The organism is Protofrankia symbiont of Coriaria myrtifolia (assembly GCF_900634755.1).
Lineage (GTDB): Bacteria > Actinomycetota > Actinomycetes > Frankiales > Frankiaceae > Protofrankia > Protofrankia coriariae.
The window spans coordinates 1-19,220 of sequence record NZ_CAAAFS010000143.1 but is presented as its reverse complement, the minus strand read 5'-3'; the positions used below and the strand labels follow the sequence as shown (position 1 = coordinate 19,220).

The 19,220-nt window shown below is 72.0% G+C and carries 12 protein-coding genes; 7 read left to right on the top strand and 5 right to left on the bottom strand.

All coding sequences use genetic code 11. The features are described 5' to 3' along the window. Window positions 1-144 precede the first annotated feature (144 nt). From CM1CMNOD_RS08085 to CM1CMNOD_RS08075, 3 genes are all read left to right on the top strand, one after another. Window positions 145-1,248 (top strand): S-(hydroxymethyl)mycothiol dehydrogenase, encoded by a 1,104-nt coding sequence (locus CM1CMNOD_RS08085; RefSeq protein ID WP_013873184.1) that lies wholly within the window; start codon window positions 145-147, stop codon window positions 1,246-1,248. 284 nt (window positions 1,249-1,532) lie between these two features. Further along, window positions 1,533-2,183, top strand: a complete 651-nt coding sequence (locus CM1CMNOD_RS08080; RefSeq protein ID WP_013873183.1) for an MBL fold metallo-hydrolase — start codon at window positions 1,533-1,535, stop codon at window positions 2,181-2,183. A 694-nt stretch (window positions 2,184-2,877) separates the two neighbouring features. Beyond that, on the top strand, window positions 2,878-3,822 hold the full coding sequence (locus CM1CMNOD_RS08075; protein WP_013873182.1) for a TauD/TfdA dioxygenase family protein: 945 nt from the start codon (window positions 2,878-2,880) through the stop codon (window positions 3,820-3,822). Here the strand turns inward: CM1CMNOD_RS08075 and CM1CMNOD_RS08070 are convergent. Together CM1CMNOD_RS08070 and CM1CMNOD_RS08065 are read right to left on the bottom strand one after the other, a co-directional pair. After that, complete coding sequence (locus CM1CMNOD_RS08070; protein WP_347176464.1) at window positions 3,793-7,833, bottom strand: ABC transporter ATP-binding protein; 4,041 nt, start codon at window positions 7,831-7,833, stop codon at window positions 3,793-3,795. The two genes, CM1CMNOD_RS08075 and CM1CMNOD_RS08070, sit on opposite strands and share 30 nt — an antisense overlap. Window positions 7,834-8,037: 204 nt before the next feature. Further along, window positions 8,038-9,399, bottom strand: a complete 1,362-nt coding sequence (locus CM1CMNOD_RS08065) for a L,D-transpeptidase (RefSeq protein ID WP_241245622.1) — start codon at window positions 9,397-9,399, stop codon at window positions 8,038-8,040. A 649-nt stretch (window positions 9,400-10,048) separates the two neighbouring features. Here CM1CMNOD_RS08065 and pucL point away from each other — a divergent pair. Continuing rightward, window positions 10,049-10,942 carry a factor-independent urate hydroxylase gene (gene pucL, locus CM1CMNOD_RS08060; RefSeq protein ID WP_013873179.1) on the top strand — a complete coding sequence of 298 codons (894 nt, stop codon included), beginning with the start codon at window positions 10,049-10,051 and terminating at the stop codon, window positions 10,940-10,942. A gap of 53 nt (window positions 10,943-10,995) precedes the next feature. Here the strand turns inward: pucL and CM1CMNOD_RS08050 are convergent, their stop codons facing one another. Both CM1CMNOD_RS08050 and CM1CMNOD_RS22280 read right to left on the bottom strand, forming a co-directional pair. Further along, window positions 10,996-11,850: an SAM hydrolase/SAM-dependent halogenase family protein gene (locus tag CM1CMNOD_RS08050; RefSeq protein ID WP_013873178.1), complete on the bottom strand. Its 855-nt coding sequence runs from the start codon at window positions 11,848-11,850 to the stop codon at window positions 10,996-10,998. 50 nt (window positions 11,851-11,900) lie between these two features. Then, window positions 11,901-12,458: a DUF3099 domain-containing protein gene (locus tag CM1CMNOD_RS22280; RefSeq protein WP_013873177.1), complete on the bottom strand. Its 558-nt coding sequence runs from the start codon at window positions 12,456-12,458 to the stop codon at window positions 11,901-11,903. A gap of 379 nt (window positions 12,459-12,837) precedes the next feature. Here CM1CMNOD_RS22280 and ftsH point away from each other — a divergent pair, with 379 nt between their 5' ends. Continuing rightward, complete coding sequence (gene ftsH, locus CM1CMNOD_RS08040) at window positions 12,838-14,859, top strand: ATP-dependent zinc metalloprotease FtsH (protein ID WP_013873176.1); 2,022 nt, start codon at window positions 12,838-12,840, stop codon at window positions 14,857-14,859. 263 nt (window positions 14,860-15,122) lie between these two features. Here ftsH and CM1CMNOD_RS08035 read toward each other — a convergent pair whose 3' ends face one another. After that, on the bottom strand, window positions 15,123-16,532 hold the full coding sequence (locus CM1CMNOD_RS08035) for an FAD-binding oxidoreductase (RefSeq protein WP_013873175.1): 1,410 nt from the start codon (window positions 16,530-16,532) through the stop codon (window positions 15,123-15,125). A 310-nt stretch (window positions 16,533-16,842) separates the two neighbouring features. On the opposite strand from CM1CMNOD_RS08035, the gene CM1CMNOD_RS08030 reads away from it, so the two are divergent. Next, window positions 16,843-18,084, top strand: coding sequence for a glycosyltransferase family 4 protein (locus tag CM1CMNOD_RS08030; RefSeq protein WP_013873174.1), 1,242 nt, complete (start codon window positions 16,843-16,845; stop codon window positions 18,082-18,084). After that, the coding region (locus tag CM1CMNOD_RS08025) for a glycosyltransferase (RefSeq protein WP_131773926.1) at window positions 18,081-19,220 on the top strand (1,140 nt) is incomplete at its 3' end. The genes CM1CMNOD_RS08030 and CM1CMNOD_RS08025, both read left to right, overlap by 4 nt.

Sequence of the window (19,220 nt, the reverse complement as noted above, 5' to 3'; positions counted from 1 at the left end):
GGCTGAAGCTTGACTGAAGCCTGGTCGGCACCTGTCCGGACGGCCGGGGCGAGCCCGTCTGGACGGCCGAGAACTGCACGATCATGCTTGGTGCGCGGCCAGGTGTCCGGGCCGCCGACGGTCGACGACGACGGGAGCATGACAATGGGCACGGCAACGGATGCGGTGACTGTGCGTGGCGTGGTCTCCCTGGAGAAGGGCGCCCCCGTCACCCTGACGGAGATAGTCGTCCCCGCCCCGGGTCCGGGGGAGGCGCGGGTAAAGGTCCAGGCGTGCGGCGTCTGCCACACCGATCTGCACTATCGCGAGGGCGCCATCAACAACGACTACCCCTTCCTCCTCGGCCACGAGGCCGCCGGGACCGTCGAGGCTGTCGGCGACGGGGTCACCTCGCTGGTGCCCGGCGACTACGTGGTGATCGCCTGGCGGGCGCCCTGCGGGAACTGCCGGTCCTGCCTGCGCGGCCGGCCGTGGTACTGCTTCGACTCCCGCAACGCCACCCAGCCGATGCGGCTGGCGGCCGACGGCCGGAAGCTGTCACCGGCGCTGGGCATCGGGGCGTTCGCCGAGGCGACCCTGGTGGCGGCCGGCCAGTGCGTGAAGGTCGACCCGGCGGCCCGCCCGGAGGCCGCCGGGCTGATCGGCTGCGGGGTGATGGCCGGTTTCGGCGCGGCGGTCAACACCGGCGCGGTCACCCGCGGTGAGACGGTCGCGGTGTTCGGCTGCGGCGGTGTGGGGGACGCCGCCATCGCCGGGGCGGCCCTCGCGGGCGCCCGGAAGATCATCGCGGTCGACGTCGACCAGCGCAAACTGATCTGGGCCTGCCGGTTCGGCGCCACCCACACCATCGACGCCCGCGACCTCGACCCGGTGGAGACGATCAGGACGCTCACCGATGGCAACGGCGCCGACCTGGTCATCGAGGCGGTCGGCCACCCGGAGACCTACCGGCAGGCGTTCTTCGCCCGGGACCTCGCCGGGCGGCTCGTCCTCGTCGGGGTTCCCGACCCGTCGATGACCCTCGAGCTGCCGATGATCGAGGTGTTCAGCCGCGGCGGTTCGCTGAAGTCGTCCTGGTACGGCGACTGCCTGCCCAGCCGGGACTTCCCCGTCCTGATCGACCTCTACCGGGCGGGCCGGCTCGACCTCGACGGGTTCGTGACCGAGACCGTGGGCCTCGGCGACGTCGAGGAGGCGTTCACCCGGATGCGGCAGGGCGGCGTGCTGCGCAGCGTCGTCCGGCTCTGACCGGCACGCCCCGGGCAGCACCCCGCGGACCTGCGCATCGCGAGCCCGGACCGGCATACGCGGGTACGACTGGCACACGCGGGCTGCCGCCGGCACGTGCGGTCGGCCCGTGCGTGTCGGCTCCGCGCCGGCGCCCGTGGTCCGGCCGGATCCGCTGGCGACCGGTCTGGGCGGATCGGGCATGCTCGGTCCGGATGGGCCGGGTTGACCGGCCCGACACACGCGGACGACCGTGGACCACCACGGGAGCACCGGACGACAACGATGACGGGAACGGAGAACGCGTGGCCAGACACGACGGAGTGCGGGTCGATCGGATCATCACTCGTGGCGAGTTCCTGATCGACGGCCAGAGCTTCACCGTCGACAACAACATCTGGCTGGTCGGGGACGCCAGCGAGGTACTGGTCATCGACGCCGCGCACGACCCGTCCGTGATCATGGCCGCGATCGAGGGCCGCCGAGTGTCGATGATCGTGGCGACGCACGGCCACAACGACCACATCAACGCGGCCGTGGAGCTCGCCGAGCGGGTGCAGGCCCCGGTCGCCCTGTGCCAGGCCGACCTCATGCTGTGGGAGGTGGTCTACCCGGGCCGCCCGCCGGACCTCCAGCTCGCGGACGGCCAGCAGATCCCGATCGCGGGCGGCGGCTGGCTGCACGTCCTGCACACCCCCGGGCACTCCCCGGGCGGCGTGTGCCTGTACGGGGTGATCAACGGGGAGCCGGTCCTCTTCAGCGGCGACACCCTCTTCCGCGGTGGGCCGGGTGCCACCGGACGGTCGTTCTCCGACTTCTCGACCCTGCTGAACTCGATCAGAAGACGGCTGCTGACGCTGCCGCAGGAGACGGTGGTGCACACCGGCCACGGCGACGACACCACCATCGGCACCGAGGCGCTCGAATACGACCAGTGGATCGTGCGCGGCCACTGATCCGGCCGTCCGGCCCGCCGCCTTTCGCCGGCGTGTTCCGATATGTTCCAACACGCTCCGACGTGTTCCGACGGGCCCCGATACCCTCCGGAAATCCGGTTCCGCCAGCCGTTGGACACGGACTTCCCTTACATGTTGTAATCAGTTCATGGATCAGGGAGCCGACCTGACGGCACGGCTTTACGTGGACCTGGTGCGCGTGTCCAGCGCCAACTGTCGCTGACGCCCGGTGCCGCTCCCGGCACCGGCGTCAAGAATTCTTCGGCCGGTCCGGACGGCCCGTGGCATGGTCCACGACCATTCATCAGCCGTCCTTTTCCGCTGTCGGCGGAACAGGTGCTACGAAGGCCGCCGCTGCGCCACCGCGACAATACCCGGTCCGGACGCGTCCTTTTTGTTGACCAGCCATCCCACCCGTGACCCGGACGGTATTTCCCGACATCCAGGCCACACATCCGAACATCCGACAGTTGTTCGTCCAGTAGCCGGGAAAATCATGCCCGGTCGTTTTTCCATGCGTTTCGCGCGTCGGGTGCTCCATGCGCTCCGGGTACCCGCCGTGGAACGCCGTCCTCCGTCGACGCCCGCTGCCCGCCCGATCCTGCGGGCAGCGCTTCGGGCGAACCGCCAGAAGCACGGGCAGCCAGAACCAGGGCCATCAGAAACACGTCAGGAACAAGTGAAGGGACGAACTGTGAGCACTGTCACCCATCTCGACGCGCGGCCGGCCGGCGATCTGGCTGTCCGGCCGCTGCAGCCGACCATCGGCGCGGAGATCAGTGGGGTGGACCTGCGGTATCCGCTGACCGACGAGGTCCGCGACCAGATCCGGGCGACAATCCTGAAATACAAGGTCGTCTTCTTTCGTGACCAGGAGCTGACCCGCGAGGAACACGAGGCGTTCGCCCGGCGGTTCGGGCCGCTCTATCCGCACCCGAGCGGGCCGAAGGCACCCCTCAACGACAGCGCCGGAAGGGCGACCTCGATCCACCGGATCGCCGCGGCGGACTTCAAGGACTACGAGCGGGCCCGCGCCACCGCGGACGCCGACGAGAGCTGGGACGCCTACCACACCGACACGAGCTGGCGGCTGGTGCCGACCTGGGGGGCGGTGCTGCGCGCGGTCACCCTGCCTGATATCGGCGGTGACACCATCTGGGTCGACGCCGGGCTCGCCTACAACGCGCTGTCCGACGACGTGAAAGAACGTCTCGCCGGCCGCCATGTCACCCACGACTTCCGAGACGCGCTGAACGCCGTGGGCTACGACTACCCGATCGTGTCCCACCCCGTGGTCCGGGTGCACCGCGAAACCGGCGAAAAGATTCTGTGGGTCAACTTCACCCAGCATCCCTCGATTCTCGGGCTTGACAGGTCGGAGAGCAGGGAGCTGCTGACCCTCGTTCTGGACCAGTACCGGAAGCCGGAACACCAGGTCCGGTTCTCCTGGCGGCCCGGTTCGGTCGCGTTCTGGGACAACCGTGCCACCGTCCATTACGCGGTACGCAACTACGGCGACTTCCCACGGGTACTGGAGCGGATTCTGATCGCCGAGGAGCCACTGTACGCCGACCTGCGATCCCGGCCGATGACAACACACAGTAATAAGTTACATACGGTTACAAACAGCGCCCGGTGACGGTGGGTGGCCCGGATCAGGCGGCGCGGAGCGCGCCTGATCCGGGAGCACCGTCTCCGGCGCGTGGCCGGACGCCGGGCCGTCGGCGCCGTTGAACTCCGCCCACATCCGCGCGTACCGGCCGCCGGCCCGCAGCAGCTCGGCATGGGGGCCCTGCTCGACGACCCGGCCGGCGGCCATCACCACGACCCGGTCGGCACGGGCGGCGGTGGTGAGCCGATGCGCCACCACCAGCGTGGTCCGCCGGCGCGCGACGTGCTCGGTGGCCTCGGTGACCGCCGCCTCCGTGGCCAGGTCGAGAGACGCGGTGGCCTCGTCGAGGAGCAGGATGTCGGGGTCGGCCAGCGCCGCCCGGGCAAGTGCCAGCAGTTGGCGCTGCCCGGCCGACAGCCCCCGGCCGCGCTCGCCGACCGGATGGTGGTAGCCCCCGGGTAACCGAATGATCATTTCGTGTGCCCCGACGGCGCTGGCGGCGGCCACCACCTCGGTGTCCTCCGCCTCCGGGCGGGCGTAGGCGATGGCGTCCCGCACCGTCCCGGAGAACAGGAACGCCTCCTGCGGGACCACGCCCAGCCGGTGCCGGTAGCCGGCGAGATCGAACCGGGTCACGTCGGTGCCGTCGACCCGCACCACACCGCCGGTCGCGTCGTAGAAACGCGCGACCAGTTTGACCACGGTGGACTTGCCCGCGCCGGTCTCCCCCACCAGGGCGACGGTCTCCCCGGCCGCCACCCGCAGGCTCACCCCGTCCAACGCGGGACGGCTGGTGCCGGCGTAACGGAAGGAGACGTCCTCGAGCGTGATCCGGCCGGCAAGCCGGCCGACCGGCACCGGATCCGCGGCCGGCGGGGTGGAGGTGGGTGTGCGCAGCAGGTCGCGGATGCGCCGAAGGCCCACCTTCGCCTGCTGGTAGCCGTCGAACACCTGCGAGAGCTGCTGGACCGGGGCGAAGAACAGGTTGATGTAGAGCAGGTAGGCGATCAGCCCGCCGGTGGTCAGCGATCCGGACGCGACCAGCCCGGCACCGGCGCCGAGGACGAGCGCGGCGGCCAGCTCCGAGCAGAACTCCATGAACGGGAAGTAAAGGGCGATCATCCGCTGCGCCCGCATCCGCGAGGCGCGGTACCGCTCGGCCAGCACTCGGAAGTCGTCCTGGTTGCGCTCCTGCCGGCGGAAGGCCTGCACCACCCGGATGCCAGCCAGGTTCTCCTGCAGCGCGGCATTGACCGCGCTGACCCGCTCCCGCGACTCGGTGTAGGCAGCCGAGGACTTCGCCCGGAACACCAGCGTGACCGCGATTCCGACCGGCAGCATCGGGAGCACGACCAGCGCCAGCTCCACGTTCAGCACGACCAGCGCGATCCCGATCCCGACGAACGACGCCAGCGCCACCACCGCGGTCGTCAGGCCCGTCTGCAGGAACGTCGACAGGGCGTCCACGTCCGTGGTCATCCGGGTCATGATCCGGCCGGAGAGCTCGCGTTCGTAGTAGTCCAGGCCGAGCCGCTGGAGCTGGACGAAGGTCTTCACCCGCAGGACGAACAGCAGCCGCTCCCCCATCCGCCCGGTCACCCGGGCCTGGACGACCTGCCCGCCCCAGGCAGCCAGGACCACGGCCAGCGCCACCGCGGAGGTGGCGAACAGCACCGGCGACGCGCCTGTGGACACGCCCGCGTCGACCCCGTGGCGCACCAGCGCGGGCATGGCCAGGCTCGCGGCCGCGTCCAGGGCGACCAGCAGCAGGCCGACGGCGAGCAGCCCGGGCACCGCGCGCAGCAGGCGGCGCAGCGAGAACGCCGGGTCGGGCGCGGCGGCGTCGGTTTCGCTCACCCGGACCGGCTCGGTCGCGGGCGGGAGCCGGGCCACCTGGGCGAGCAGTTCGGGGGTGGCCGGGGTGTCGGCGAAGGGACCGCCACCGAACCCCGCCCCCCGGCCGCCGAACCCGCCTGCCCGGCCGCCGCGCGCGGGGCGGGCCGGCCGCATGCCGTCCAGGCCGGCACCCACCCAGGTACCCGGAACCGGACGCATACGGGGCGTGAGCGCACCTGCGAACGCCGCCGACCGGCCACCGTTCGCTCGGCCCTTGTCCGCATCCGCCTGGCTCACCTGATTTACCTGATTTACCGGGTTCGCCGGGTTCGCCGGGTTCGCCGGGTGACTGCCGTTGCCCGTCTGATCGGAGCCGGCGCCCGCCCGGTCGAGACCCGGTCCGGACAGCAGCATCGTGTACAGCGGACAGCGGACGGTCAGCTCCTCGTGGGCGCCGACGTCGACCACCCGGCCGGCGTCGAGCACCGCGATCCGGTCGGCCAGGTGCAGGGTGGAGCGGCGGTGCGCGATCAGCAGGGTGGTCCGCCCGCGCATGATCTGCCGCAGGGCGGTGTGGATCTCGGCCTCGACCCGGACGTCGACCGCGGACGTCGCGTCGTCCATGACCAGGACGGGTGGGTCGACGAGCAGGGCACGGGCCAGCGCGATCCGCTGGCGCTGGCCGCCCGAGAACGTCAGCCCCTGTTCGCCCACGACCGTGTCGTAGCCGTCGGGAAGCTCCCGGATGAAACCGTCCGCCCGGGCGGCCCGCGCCGCGGCGACGATCTCGGCGTCGCCGGCGTCCGGCCGGCCGTAGGCGATGTTGGCGCGGACCGTGTCGGAGAACAGGAAACTGTCCTCGAAGACCATCCCGATCTGGGCCCGCAACGACGCCAGGGTCAGCTCCCGGACGTCGTGGCCGTCGATCCGGACGGCACCGGCGCCAGGACCAGAATCGGGGCCAGTACCAGGGCCGGCGCCAGAGCTGGCGCCAGAGCTGGCGCCAGAACCGGCGTCTACGTCGTAGATGCGGGAGAGCAGCGCGGCCACCGTCGACTTGCCCGACCCGGACGCCCCGACCAGGGCGAGGGTCTCACCTGCCTCGACCCGCAGCCGGAATCCGTCGAGCACCGGACGGTCCCGGGTGTAACCGAAGGTGACGTCGTCGAACTCGATCGTCCCCCGGGCGCGCCCGAGGCTGACCGCCCCGGCCCGTTCGGCCACGACCGGGGCGGTGTCGATGAGCTCGAAGACCCGGATGGCGCTGGCCCGGGCCTGCTGCCCGACCGTCAGCAGGTTCGCGAGCATGCGGGTCGGCGCGACAAGCTCACCGAGGTAGGTGCTGAAGGCGAGGAAGGTGCCCAGGCTGATATGGCCGCGCAACGCCAGCCAGCCGCCCAGCGCCAGCACCCCGACCTGCCCGACGGCCGGCACCGCGGCCAGGGCCGGCAGATACCGGCTGGTGATGGTCACCGCACGCATGCGCAGCGCGAACAGAACGCGGGCGGACGCGGTGAGCCCGGCCAGCTCCCGCTCCTCCTGCCCGAAGCCCTTGACCACCCGCACCCCGGCGACCGCCTCGTCCACCACCCCGGCGACCTCACCGGCCTGCTGCTGGGCCGCCCAGGTCGCCGGGAAGACGGTCCGCCGCGCCCGCAGCCCGATCAGCAGCAACAGCGGCCCGACCGCGAGGGCGAGCAGGGTCAGCAGCGGCGAGAGCACCGCCATGATCGCAATGGTGAGCACGAGCAGCAGCAGGTTGCCGCCCAGCCACGGCAGGTACGACAGCAGCCCCTGGATGGCGGTGACGTCCGAGATGGCCCGGCTGACGATCTGGCCGGTGCGCATCCCGTCCTGGCGGACGCCGTCGAACCGCGCGAGCGCGGCGAACACCGCGTCCCGCAGGTCGTACTGGACGTCGAGGGAGAGACGCCCGCCGGTGGTGCGGCGGACGCAGCTCGCGGCGAAACGCAGCGCTCCAGCCACGAGCAGCGCAATCACGTAGGGAGCGAGCGGATGCCGGTGGTCGACCACGACGTTGTCGACCACCCCGCGCTCGATCAGCGGGGTGATCACGGCGAGCACGGTGGCCAGCACCGCCGCGCCGGAGGCCACGGCCGCGTTGCGCCGGTAGCGCAGGACGCACCCGCCCAGTCGACGCAACCAGCCCGTCCCGGACGCGGACCGTGCCGGCTGGACCAGCCAGGCCGGTGGTGTCGGTGGTGTCGGCTGGGCCGGCCCGGTCGACTGGCCGGTCGAGCCCGGCGTCACGGGGCCGCCGTGGTGGTCGGACGGGTTGCTGTTCGCGCGAATCTCCCGGGATGGCTGGTCGGGTCGGGGCAACCTTCAGCCCAACCATCCTGGGAGATCGTCGCTTCCCGGCCGCTGTCAGAAGCGGATCGGCTGTCAGGAACGGATCGTCGGTGGCGGACTGGCCGCCGCGCCGACGATGCCCGCGTCCGCCGGCGGCGGCGCGGTGGTCGCGGCCGTCAGCGGCAGGGCGCTGCCGGCAACCCATCGCTGCCAGGAGATCGACCACTCGTTGCCGAGCTGGGAGGTGTCCGGCGGCCGACCGGTGTTGCGCACATCGATGATGTCGCCCAACCGGCTGAACCGGTAGAACCATTCGGCGTCCGCCGGCGACGCGTTCACGCAGCCGTGCGAGACATTGTTCTGCCCCTGCGCGCCGACCGACCACGGCGCCGAGTGGACGTACTCACCGCCACTGGTGAACTGCACGTTCCACTGGACGGTCTCGTAGTAGTAGTCCGGATCGCCCTTGGGAATACCGACGGTCGCGGAGTCCATAATCACCGTCTGGGCGGTGCCAAGGACGTTGTGCGGGCCGTCCATGGTCGGTGACGAGGGCTTGCCGAGGCTGACCGCCATGGTTTTTTGCAGGACGCCGTTGCGATACACCTTCATCGTGTGGGTGGCGGCGTCGACATAACTGATCTGCGCTGGGCCGATGACGAAATCCATCGCCCGGTCCTTCACCCCGAAGCGGTTGCCACCGAGGTCCAGACCGGCGAGGTTCGCCTCGACGTGCACCTTGGTCCCCGACTTCCAGTACTGCTGCGGGCGCCAGCGCACGGTCCGGTCCGACGACCAGTTCCAGGCGCCGGTGACCGGCGGATCGGTGGTGACCACCAGACGCTTCTGGACGGCCGCCCGGTCGGGAACCGGCCCGTTGAAGGTCAGCGTGACGGGTGTACCGATACCGATGGTCTGCCCGGCGGCCGGTTCCCACGACACCTTGAAGGGTTTGGCCGGATTAATCGTGGTGAAAGTGGCCGCCGTGGTCGTGGTACCCGCTATGTCGTTCACTGGGGACGTCGCCGCCGACACCTGGTACTGCGTGTCCGCGAAGAGCCCGCCGGTGGACGTCCAGGTCCTGCCGTCCTCGGAGAGCTGGCCGGCCAGTTCGCCGGCGGAGGTGTCCTGGGACTTGCTCGCGCCCCGCAGTACCTTCACCGACTGTAGCGGGGCGTTGCTGCGTACCACCACGGTGCTGGTGAGCGCCACGCCATGGGAGCGGTCCGTGGGCGTGACGGTGATCTGCGGCGCCGTCGCGGTCGGCGCGGTCAGGCTGCCGGGGGCGGACGCCGAGCCTCCTCCCTCCGGCCGGGGTGAGCACGAGGTCAGAGCGATACAGGCGAGCAGCGCCGCGCCGACAGTCGATATGAGTGACCGTTGCGAGGGGGATATGCCGCGCGGGCGCGCTCCCCTTGCGCCGTGCGCTCCCCCCACCCCGAGCGGCCTCCTCACGCCGTAAGACCTCGAACGGTTCACCCACCCGAAGAAGGTGTGGCCACAGCTCTTGTCGTGGGTTCGGGCGCCTGCTGGACCGGGCCCCACCCCACCGGCCGCGGAACGACAGGTCGCCGCGGAACGACGAACCGGGGTGTGGCAGACCGGGATACGAACCCGCTCCATTGACCGGCCCGTCCTGAGTGCCTCCCACTCATTCACAGCCGGACCGTACCCAGCGGCCGGACCGGCAACGCATCGATCATTGAAATGGCCGGTGTCAAACGGACGACGATAACCATTGGTACAACATGCGAATGCGGAGAGTAGCCTTCTCCGCGAGTGCTTCATATCCCCTCCCTCATCATCCCGTCCGACGCCTGAGTGCTTTCAGAGGTTGCGCCCGCTCGACGACCAATTTGGCGGAACGGTACGGGCGCGCCCCGTCCGTACCAGGAAGTCACAACCAGTAACCTGCACGGGGCGCGGGTAACGTCACCCAGGGCGGGCGCACCGGCCGGGCCGACCGGCGGACCGGCCCACAGCGGCCCGGCCCGGAACAGTTCGACACGGAACGGTCCGGCCCGCATCGGTTCGGCTCACATCAGTTCGGCACGGCAGAGAGCCCGGCCCGAAAAAGGGTCCGGCCCCCGACCACGGAGGCGCGATGGCAGTCGTTCTCGGTCCCAACAGGTACGGAAAAGCGGAGGTCAGGCTCGTCCACGTCGAGCGCTCGACGCCGGTGCACCGGATCCGGGACATCAGCGTCACGTCGGCGCTGTGGGGCGACTTCACCAGCGCGCACGTCGACGGGGACAACAGCCACATCCTGGCGACCGACACCCAGAAGAACACCGTCCACGCGTTCGCCCGCACGGGCGGTGTCGGTGAGATCGAACAGTTCGGACTGCGACTCGCCCGGCACTTCACCACCGCCACCCCGTGGGTCACCGGCGCGCGGCTGGAGATCGAGGAATACGGCTGGCAGCGGATCGAGGTGAACGGCTCCGGGCACGACCACGCGTTCTTCCGCAGCGGCGGCGAACACCGGACGACGACGGTCACCGTCGACCGGGACACCGCGCATGTTGTTTCCGGGACAGCCGGCCTGGTCGTACTGAAGTCGACCGGTTCTGCATTCCGGGGATTCATCCGGGACGACTACACCACGCTGGCCGACACGGACGACCGCGTCCTGGCGACCGAAATCACCGCCCGCTGGCGCTACACGAGCACCGCCGTCGAATTCGACACGCTGTTCCCGAGTATCCGGGCGACGCTGCTCGAGACGTTTGCCCAGGTCCCCAGCAGCGCGTTGCAGCAGACCCTGTACGCCATGGGACGGGAGGTCCTCACCGCCCACGCCGACGTGGCCGAAATCCGGCTGTCCATGCCGAACAGGCACCATTTCCCGGTTGACCTGACGCCCTTCGGACTGGACAACCCCAACGTCGTCTTCCAGGTGGCCGACCGGCCGTACGGCAGAATCGAGGGAACTGTCCTGCGGAACGACGTGCCCGCGGCGGAATCAGCCTGGTCCACGTTTCCCGGCGGCGGCTGACCAGCCGACACAGCACGGAACCATGCGGCGCCGCGCGGCGAGCATGGGAGGGCTCAGGATGGCGCGGGGCGTCCTGCCGACAGCTGGAGGAGATCCCCAGCCGCGACCGCCAGGCGCCGCGCGGCGCTGCCCCGGTTGACCGCGAGCGCCACCAGGCCCGCGGAGTCGACGTAGACGACGAGCTCACCGGGAGCCACCGAGGCGAACGTGACCCCGAACACGGCCGTGGTCACCGAGGCGCCCACGGCGACGCGGAGCAGGTGGCCGGGGCGCATCCCGGCCGAGGCCAGCAGGGCCGCGTCCGCGGCCACCTGCACGTTGCCATAGGTGTCGACGGTGACCACCTCGGCCTCCACCGCCACCGCCCCGGCGGTCGCACCGGCTTCCCCGGCTTCCCCGGCGGCCGGATCGGCATCGACCAGGCGGGCGACGGGCGCCGGGAGCCGTATCAGCTCGCCTGGATCCACCTGCTCACCCAGTGCGGCCGGATCCCGGCCGGCCGCGACCGCGGCGGCGGCGGGGGCGAACACGTCCCGCCCGTGGAAGGTCGCCGGCACCCCGTCCGGGACGGCCAGCGCCACCGCGGCGCGCACTCCTCCGAGCACGTCGGCCGCGGGTGGCAGCAGCCCGTTGTCCGGGCCGACGAGCACACCCCGCGGAGCAGAGACGACCAGCGCCCGCCGGGAGGTGCCGACCCCCGGGTCGACGACCGCGAGATGCACCGCGGGCGGCAGGTGACCGACCGTCTGGGCAAGCACGACCGACCCCCGCCGCACGTCACCGGCGGGCACCAGATGGCTGATGTCGATGATCCGCACACCGGGCGCGTGCCGCAGCAGCACCCCGTGGCAGGCCGCCACGAACCCGTCGCCGAGCCCGTAGTCGGTCAGGAAGCTCACACAACCCACGCGGCCCCCACCACCCGCATGATCCACACTGTCCGCGCAGAGGTCCTGTGTCACCCTCGCGACCGGGCCGCGGACCCGACGTGCCCGGCGGCGTCGGCCTCCCGGCTGCCGTCCGCCAGGCTCGCGTGGCCGGCCTCCCGGCCCGCCTCGTCGGCCGGGCTCGCGTGGCCGGCCCGGCCTGCGCCGACGACGTCCCGGTCCTCCCGGCCATCCCCGCCTTCGTCGTCGGTGCGCTGGCCCTCACTGACGGCCTGGCCCTCACCGTCGATGACCTGGCCCTCACCGTCGACGACCTCGTGGCGAGCCGGTTGGAGGGCCGGTGTCGGCTCGTCCGCGGACCGGCCCGGCGAGACGTACAGGGACGGGTTCTCCCGCTTGAGCGGCGGGCCGCCGTTGGCGACGACCACCGCCAGCCACGGCATGACCACGGCGATGACGATGGCGCCGAAGCGCAGCCAGCCGTGCAGCGCGACCACGGCGAGCACCAGACAAACGGTACGGAACATCATCGAGATCACGTATCGGCGCTGGCGTCGCCGGATCTCCTCCGGGCGGGACAGCACCGCACGTGTGATCAGAACAGCGTCGCCCTTCCGCCTGATCCGCACTGGTCCACTTCCCGTCGTCGGGACAAGCCCCGGATGCCAGCCCAGTGTGCGCCACACCAGGCCGCACCGCCCGTACAAGCATGACCGCCCGTACAAGCATGCCTGCCGACCGCCCGACGGAACAATTCCCGGCTACCCGACCACTTACAGCCATGTTCGGCGACACACGGCAATTTTCAGCGACTCTCCGCGGCCGACTGGGACCGGACGAGCCGGCCGCGGCCGCCCGTGAAGCCTGGCGGCTCGTTCATGCGTTGAAAAGGGGTACACAGCACCGCGCCGGACGCGACCGCGGGCACGGCGACCGGACGCACGCGATCGGACGCTCCCGGCTTCGCTGGTGCCCGCCCGGATGTCAGCACAGGCAGGAGAACCATAGATGATCGCAACAGCCGGCCTCCACCAGGATGCCCGGTGGCATCCGTCGACCTCGGCGCGCTCCGGGCCACCCCGGGAGACCCCGCCCAAGCCCGCGCCCACACCCCCGCCGAAGTGGCGTCGCTGGCTGCTGCCCATCGGCTTCGTGATCACAGCGGCCCTGCTGTTCGCGCCCAGCCTGTTCCCGAAGCAGACCACCTCGTACAGCTTCACCCAGTTCACCCAGCAGGTGGACGCCGGCACGGTGCAGGCTGTCACCATCAACGACAAGGGCGGCGTCACCGGGACACTCAAGGACGGCGCCAGCTTCACCTCGCAGCTGCCGACCGCGCTGGACACCCAGGGCGTCCTCGAACGCATGGAGGCGAAGGGTGTCGAGGTGAAGGCCACCCGGACCGGGACGTCCTTCCTGTCGATCCTGTTGAGCTTCCTGCCGCTGCTCCTGCTGGTCGGGTTCTTCCTGTGGACGGGCCGGCAGGCCCAGCGTTCGCTGGCCGGCGGGCTCGGCGGCATCGGCCGATCCCGCACGAAGATCATCGATGCGGAGCGCCCGACCACCCGGTTCGCCGACGTGGCCGGCTACGAGGGCGCGAAACAGGAGGTCAGGGAGATCATCGACTTCCTGCGCGACCCCGAGCGCTACCGGCAGGCCGGCGCGAAGGGGCCGGGCGGGGTGCTCATGGTCGGCCCGCCCGGCACCGGCAAGACGCTGCTGGCCCGCGCGGTCGCCGGCGAGGCCGAGGTGCCGTTCCTGTCGGTGAGCGGTTCCGGGTTCGTCGAGATGTTCGTGGGGGTCGGCGCCTCCCGCGTTCGCGACCTGTTCGGCGAGGCGCGCAAGCGCGCCCCGTCCATCATCTTCATCGACGAGATCGACGCGATCGGCGGCAGGCGCGGCTCGGGCCTGCTCGGCGGCAGTCACGACGAACGGGAGCAGACCCTCAACCAGCTGCTCGCCGAGATGGACGGGTTCGACCCCGCCGAGGGCGTGGTCGTGCTCGCCGCCACCAACCGGCCGGAGACCCTCGACCCGGCGCTGCTGCGCCCCGGGCGTTTCGACCGACAGGTCACCGTCCCGCTGCCGACCCAGGGCGAGCGGACCGCCATCCTCGCGGTGCACGGCCGGGGCAAGCACCTCGCCCCCGACGTCGACCTGTCCGTCGTCGCCCGCGGCACCCCGGGATTCTCCGGCGCGGACCTGGCCAACCTCGTCAACGAGGCGGCGATCAACGCCGTCCGGGGCGGACGCAACATCATCACAGCTGACGATCTTGACGCCGCCAGGGAGCGGATCATCCTGGGCCGCCGGGACGCGACCAACGTGCTGCTGCCCGAGGAGAAGCAGTCGGTGGCCGTACACGAGTCCGGGCACGCGCTGGTCGCCGCGCTGTCCCCGCACGCCGACCCGGTCTCGAAGATCACAATTCTGCCGGCCGGAATGGCGCTCGGCGCCACCCAGCAGCTGCCCGAGGACGAACGGCACCTCTACACCGAGGGCTACCTGTACGACTCCCTCGCGGTGCGGCTCGGCGGGCGGGCCGCGGAGCTGGTCGTGTTCGGCCAGGGCTCGACCGGGGCCGCCAACGACCTGGCCGGCGCCACCGCGCTGGCCACCAGGATGGTGCGCGAGTTCGGCCTGTCCCCCGCCCTCGGGCCGGTGGGCTACGCCTCGGGCAACCCGCAGTACCTCGGGACCGAGGAGGTCGTCTCCCGGCCGTACTCGGAGGAGACCCAACGGGTCATCGACGCGGAGGTGGCCCGGCTGGTGCGGGAGGCCGAGGAGCAGGCCGTGAGCCTGCTGCGCGCGCATCGCGGGGCGCTCGACGCGCTCACCGGCATCCTGCTGGAGCGGGAGACCGTGGACGGCAGCGTCCTCGACGACGTCCTGCGCGAACACGCTCCCCCCAGCGCCCCCGCCGCCGTCCCGGACGCCTCTGAGACCCCCGGTACGACTGCTGACGCCCGCGGTGCCGTCACCAGGGCCCGCGGCACGCGTCCCGAGCCGGCCCCACAACGGAAGCAGTAGGTGGAAACCGTCATCCTGGCAGCGTTTCTCACCTACGGCTTCCGGGCCCGTAGGTGAAAAACGCTGTGCTGGCAGCGGTTTCCACCTACAACTGACGGGCGCCAGCCACCGACCGACGGATGCCGGCCGACGCGCGCCGGTCGTGGTTGTCAGCGGTTTCCGTCATCGCGGCGGCGGTTGTCGCCTACGGGGCTGATGGTGGGGCCTGGGGGCTGGTCGCGGGAAGCTGCCGGTGGGACCCGGTTAGACACGATATGACCCAGCTAGACCCGATAGGACCCGGTGAGACCCGGTGAGACGATGACGCCGGGGTTGAGCAGGCCGGTGGGGTCAAGGGCGTGCTTGACGGCCGCGAGCACGGCCAGCTCCGCCGGTGACCGCGACAGGCCCACCCACGCCATCTTGGCCCGTCCGACGCCGTGTTCGGCGCCGATGCTGCCGCCGTCGGCCGCGGCCCGGGTGAGGATCGCCGTGGTGAGCTCCTCCCGGCCGCCGGTGTCGCCGCGGTCCAGCCCGGTGACGTTGACGTGCAGGTTCGCCTCGGCGAGATGCCCCCACAGGTGCAGCCGGGCGGACGGCGCCACCGCCGGCACCAGGGCGCGCAGGTCGTCGACAAAGGCGGACATGCGGGCGAGCGGGACCGCGACGTCCAGCTTGAGCGGGACGTCGAGCGCGTTCACGGCCGCGGTGTGCCCCTCACGGTAGGCCCACAGGCGCTCCCGGTCCGTGGCGGTGGTGGCGACGACCGCGTCCAGCACGCCGGTGGCGGTCTCGACCGCCGCGGCAAGATCACCGGTCGGATCGGTGGGCCCGACGCACTCCACCAGCAGGTACGGGGTGTCCTGCGGGAACGGCCGGCCGGGGAACGGGGCCGGCCGGCCCTGGTGGGCGCACACCAGGTCGACGCCGTCGCCGAAGACCAGTTCCACGGCGTCCAGGGAGGCCACCGTAGCCCGCAGGGTAGCCACAAGACCGACCGCGGCGGGCAGGTCGGACACGGCGAGCAGGGCGGCCGTGCGGGCGGCGGGCAGCCCGACCAGCCGTAGCTGGACCTTTGTGATGACGCCCAGGGTGCCCTCGCTGCCGACGAACAGCGACGGCAGGTCGTAGCCGACGTTGTCCTTGGGCAGACCGGACAGCCGCCGCAGCACGCTGCCATCGGCCAGCACCACCTCCAGCCCGGCCACCTGGCCGCGGGTCATCCCGTGGCGCAGCACCCGCTCGCCACCGGCGTTGGACGCGGCGATCCCACCGACGGTGGCCGAGTCGCGGGCGGCGAAGTCGACGCCGACGCCGTAGCCGGCCGCGCGTGCGTGCGCCTGGACGTCGGCAAGGGTCGCCCCGGCCCCGGCCGTCACCAGCCCGGCGGCGGCATCCACCGGCTCGATCGCGGTGAGCCGGCGCAGGCTGAGCACCACTGCCCCAGCCGCCGCGCCTGCCGGCACCGAACCGCCGACCAGGCCGGTGTTGCCGCCCTGGGGCACCACGGGCACGCCGTGCCGGGCGCAGATCCGCAGCACGGCGGCGACCTGGTCGGTCGTCGCGGGACGGGCTACGGCCACAGCTCGCCCCCGGAAGGCGCCCGTCCAGTCGGTTTCGTAGCTCACGGTCACGTCCGGGTCGGTGAGGACGTGGGCAGCGCCGAGCGCACCGACGAGATCTGTGATCAGCACCCATCCATCATGCTGGGCCGTGTCATCGGGTCCAGGCACGGGGCCTGCCGCGAAGGACCCGGTGATGCTGGTGGCTGTCAGCGACCAGTGCCATCGAGCCGCAGCCCGTCCGGGCCATCGCGGTCACCACGGCCTACTACGACCTCCGCGGCCACCACGACCTCCGCGGCACCGGCTGGGGATGCCGCGGCCGGCAGCGGTCGTGGCGCCGTCACGGTACGGCGTCATACCACCAAGCTGTGTCACAAAGTTCATGTCGTGGACGAGCGGCCGTCCGCGCTGCCTCCCCGGGGCTTGGGACCGTGTTGTCGTGCGCGTCGCAGTGATCACCGAATCTTTTCTGCCGCACGTCGATGGCGTGACCAACTCGGTCTGCCGGGTGCTGGAGCATCTGCGGCACCGCGGCCACGAGGCGCTCGTCATCGCGCCCGCGGCCGGGACGCGTACGCCAGCGGCCTACCCCGATGTCTATGCCGGCGCCCCGGTGCTGCGGGTGCCGTCGGTTCCGCTGCCAGGATATCCGGCGTTCCGGGTGGCGACGCCATGGCCCCGGCTGGTCGGTGTGCTCGCAGGCTTCCGGCCGGACGTCGTGCATCTGGCGGCCCCGGCGGGGCTGGGCGCGCAGTCCGCGTTCGCGGCCTGGCGGCTCGGGCTGCCGAGCGTGGCGGTGTACCAGACCGACTTCGCCGGCTTCGCCGCCCGCTACGGGCTCGCCCAGGCCGAACGGTCCATCTGGCGGTGGGTGGCCGCCGTCCACCGCCTTGCCGGGCGGACGCTCGCGCCGTCATGGCCCGCGGTCGACATGCTGCTGCGCCAGGGCGTCCACCGGGTCGCCCGCTGGACGCGCGGGGTCGACCTGGAGCGGTTCCATCCGCGCCACCGCGACCCGGCGCTGCGCCGCGGTCTCGCCCCCGGCGGGGAGGTGCTGGTCGGCTATGTCGGCCGGCTCGCCCGGGAGAAACGGATGCACCTGCTCGACGCCGTGCAGGACATCCCCGGGACGCGGCTGGTCGTCGTCGGTGACGGCCCGCTGCGGCCGGCGCTGCAACGGAAGCTGCCCCGGGCGGCCTTTATGGGGTTCCGCTCCGGGACGGAACTGGCGACGATCTTCGCGAGTCTGGACGTGTTCGTCCACACCGGCTCCCACGAGACGTTCTGCCAGGCCGCCCAGGAAGCCAAGGCCAGCGGCGTCCCGGTGGTGGCGCCGGCCGCGGGCGGCCTGCTCGACGTCGTCGACGACGGGCACACCGGGCTGCACTTCACCCCGGACTCCCCGGCCGCGCTGGCCGACCGCGTCGCCGCCCTCGTCGCCGACACCGGCCGGCGGACGGCCATGGGTCTCGCCGCCCGCCAGTCCGTCAGCGGCTGCGGGTGGAGCGCCATCGGGGACGAACTGATCGGTCACTACCAGGACGTCCGCGGCCTGAGGACGGGGCACACCAGCGGTGTCGCCCTGCGGTCACGGGCTGTCCTCGCCCGCCGGACGGCGCACTGCCACCGCAGTGCCGACCGGGCCGGGACATGTCATGACGAGGACGGGAGCACCCGGTGAAGATCGTCCAGGCGGCCAACTTCGTCGCGCCGCGCTCCGGTGGCATCCGCACGACGCTGCGGCACCTCGCCGCCGGGTACACCGCGGCCGGGCACGACGTCGTCCAGATCGTTCCCGGGGAACGCGACGGCGTCCGCCACACCCCGGACGCAACCGTGATCACCATGCGGGCGCCACTGGTGCCCGGCACCGACTACCGGGTGCTGACCGAGCCGTGGCGGGTCATCCGGCTGCTGGCGGCCGAGGCGCCCGACCGTGTCGAGGTCCACGACCGGGCGACCCTGCGCCCGCTCGGCCGGTGGGCCCGCCGGGCCGGGGTGGGATCCGTCGTGGTCAGCCACGAACGCCTCGACCGGCTGCTGAACCTGTGGACGCCCCGCCCGCTGCGCGGGGTGCTGCCGGTGCGGGCCGCCGCCGACCGCTCCAACGCCGCGCTCGCGCGGTCGTTCGACACAGTGGTCACCACCACCGCGTGGGCGGGCGAGGAGTTCCGTCGCGTCGGCGCCACCAACCTGTGCCGGATCCCCCTGGGCGTCGACCTCGACCGCTTCCGTCCCGACCGTTACGACACCTCGCTGCGGCGGGCCTTCGCCCGTGACAGCGAGGTGCTGCTGGTGCACGCCAGCCGGCTGTCGCCGGAGAAGCGGGGCGACACCGCCGTGGACGCCCTGGCGGAGCTGGTCCGCCGCGGCGTCCCCGCCCGACTGGTGATCGCCGGGGACGGCCCGATCCGGGGGCGCCTGACCCGGCGTGCCGCCGGCCTCCCGGTGATCTTTCTTGGCTTCGTCGCGGACCGTGACCGGCTCGCGGCCCTGCTGGCGACCGCGGATGTGCTCCTCGCCCCCGGCCCGGTGGAGACGTTCGGGCTGGCCGCGCTGGAGTCGATGGCCAGCGCGACCCCGGTCGTGGTCCACCACGGCAGCGCCCTGGCGGAGCTTGTCGTGCCCGGCGCCGGGGTCGTGGCCGCGGGCAGCGGCTGGACCTTCGCCGACGGCGTGGAGGATCTGCTCGCCCGCGACCCGTTCACCCGCCGGCAGGCGGCCCGGGCCCGCGCGGAGCAGTTCCCGTGGCGTGTCACCGTCGACGGGTTCCTCGCCGCCCACGGGCTGGGCCCGGCCGACGGCCGGCGGGTGAAC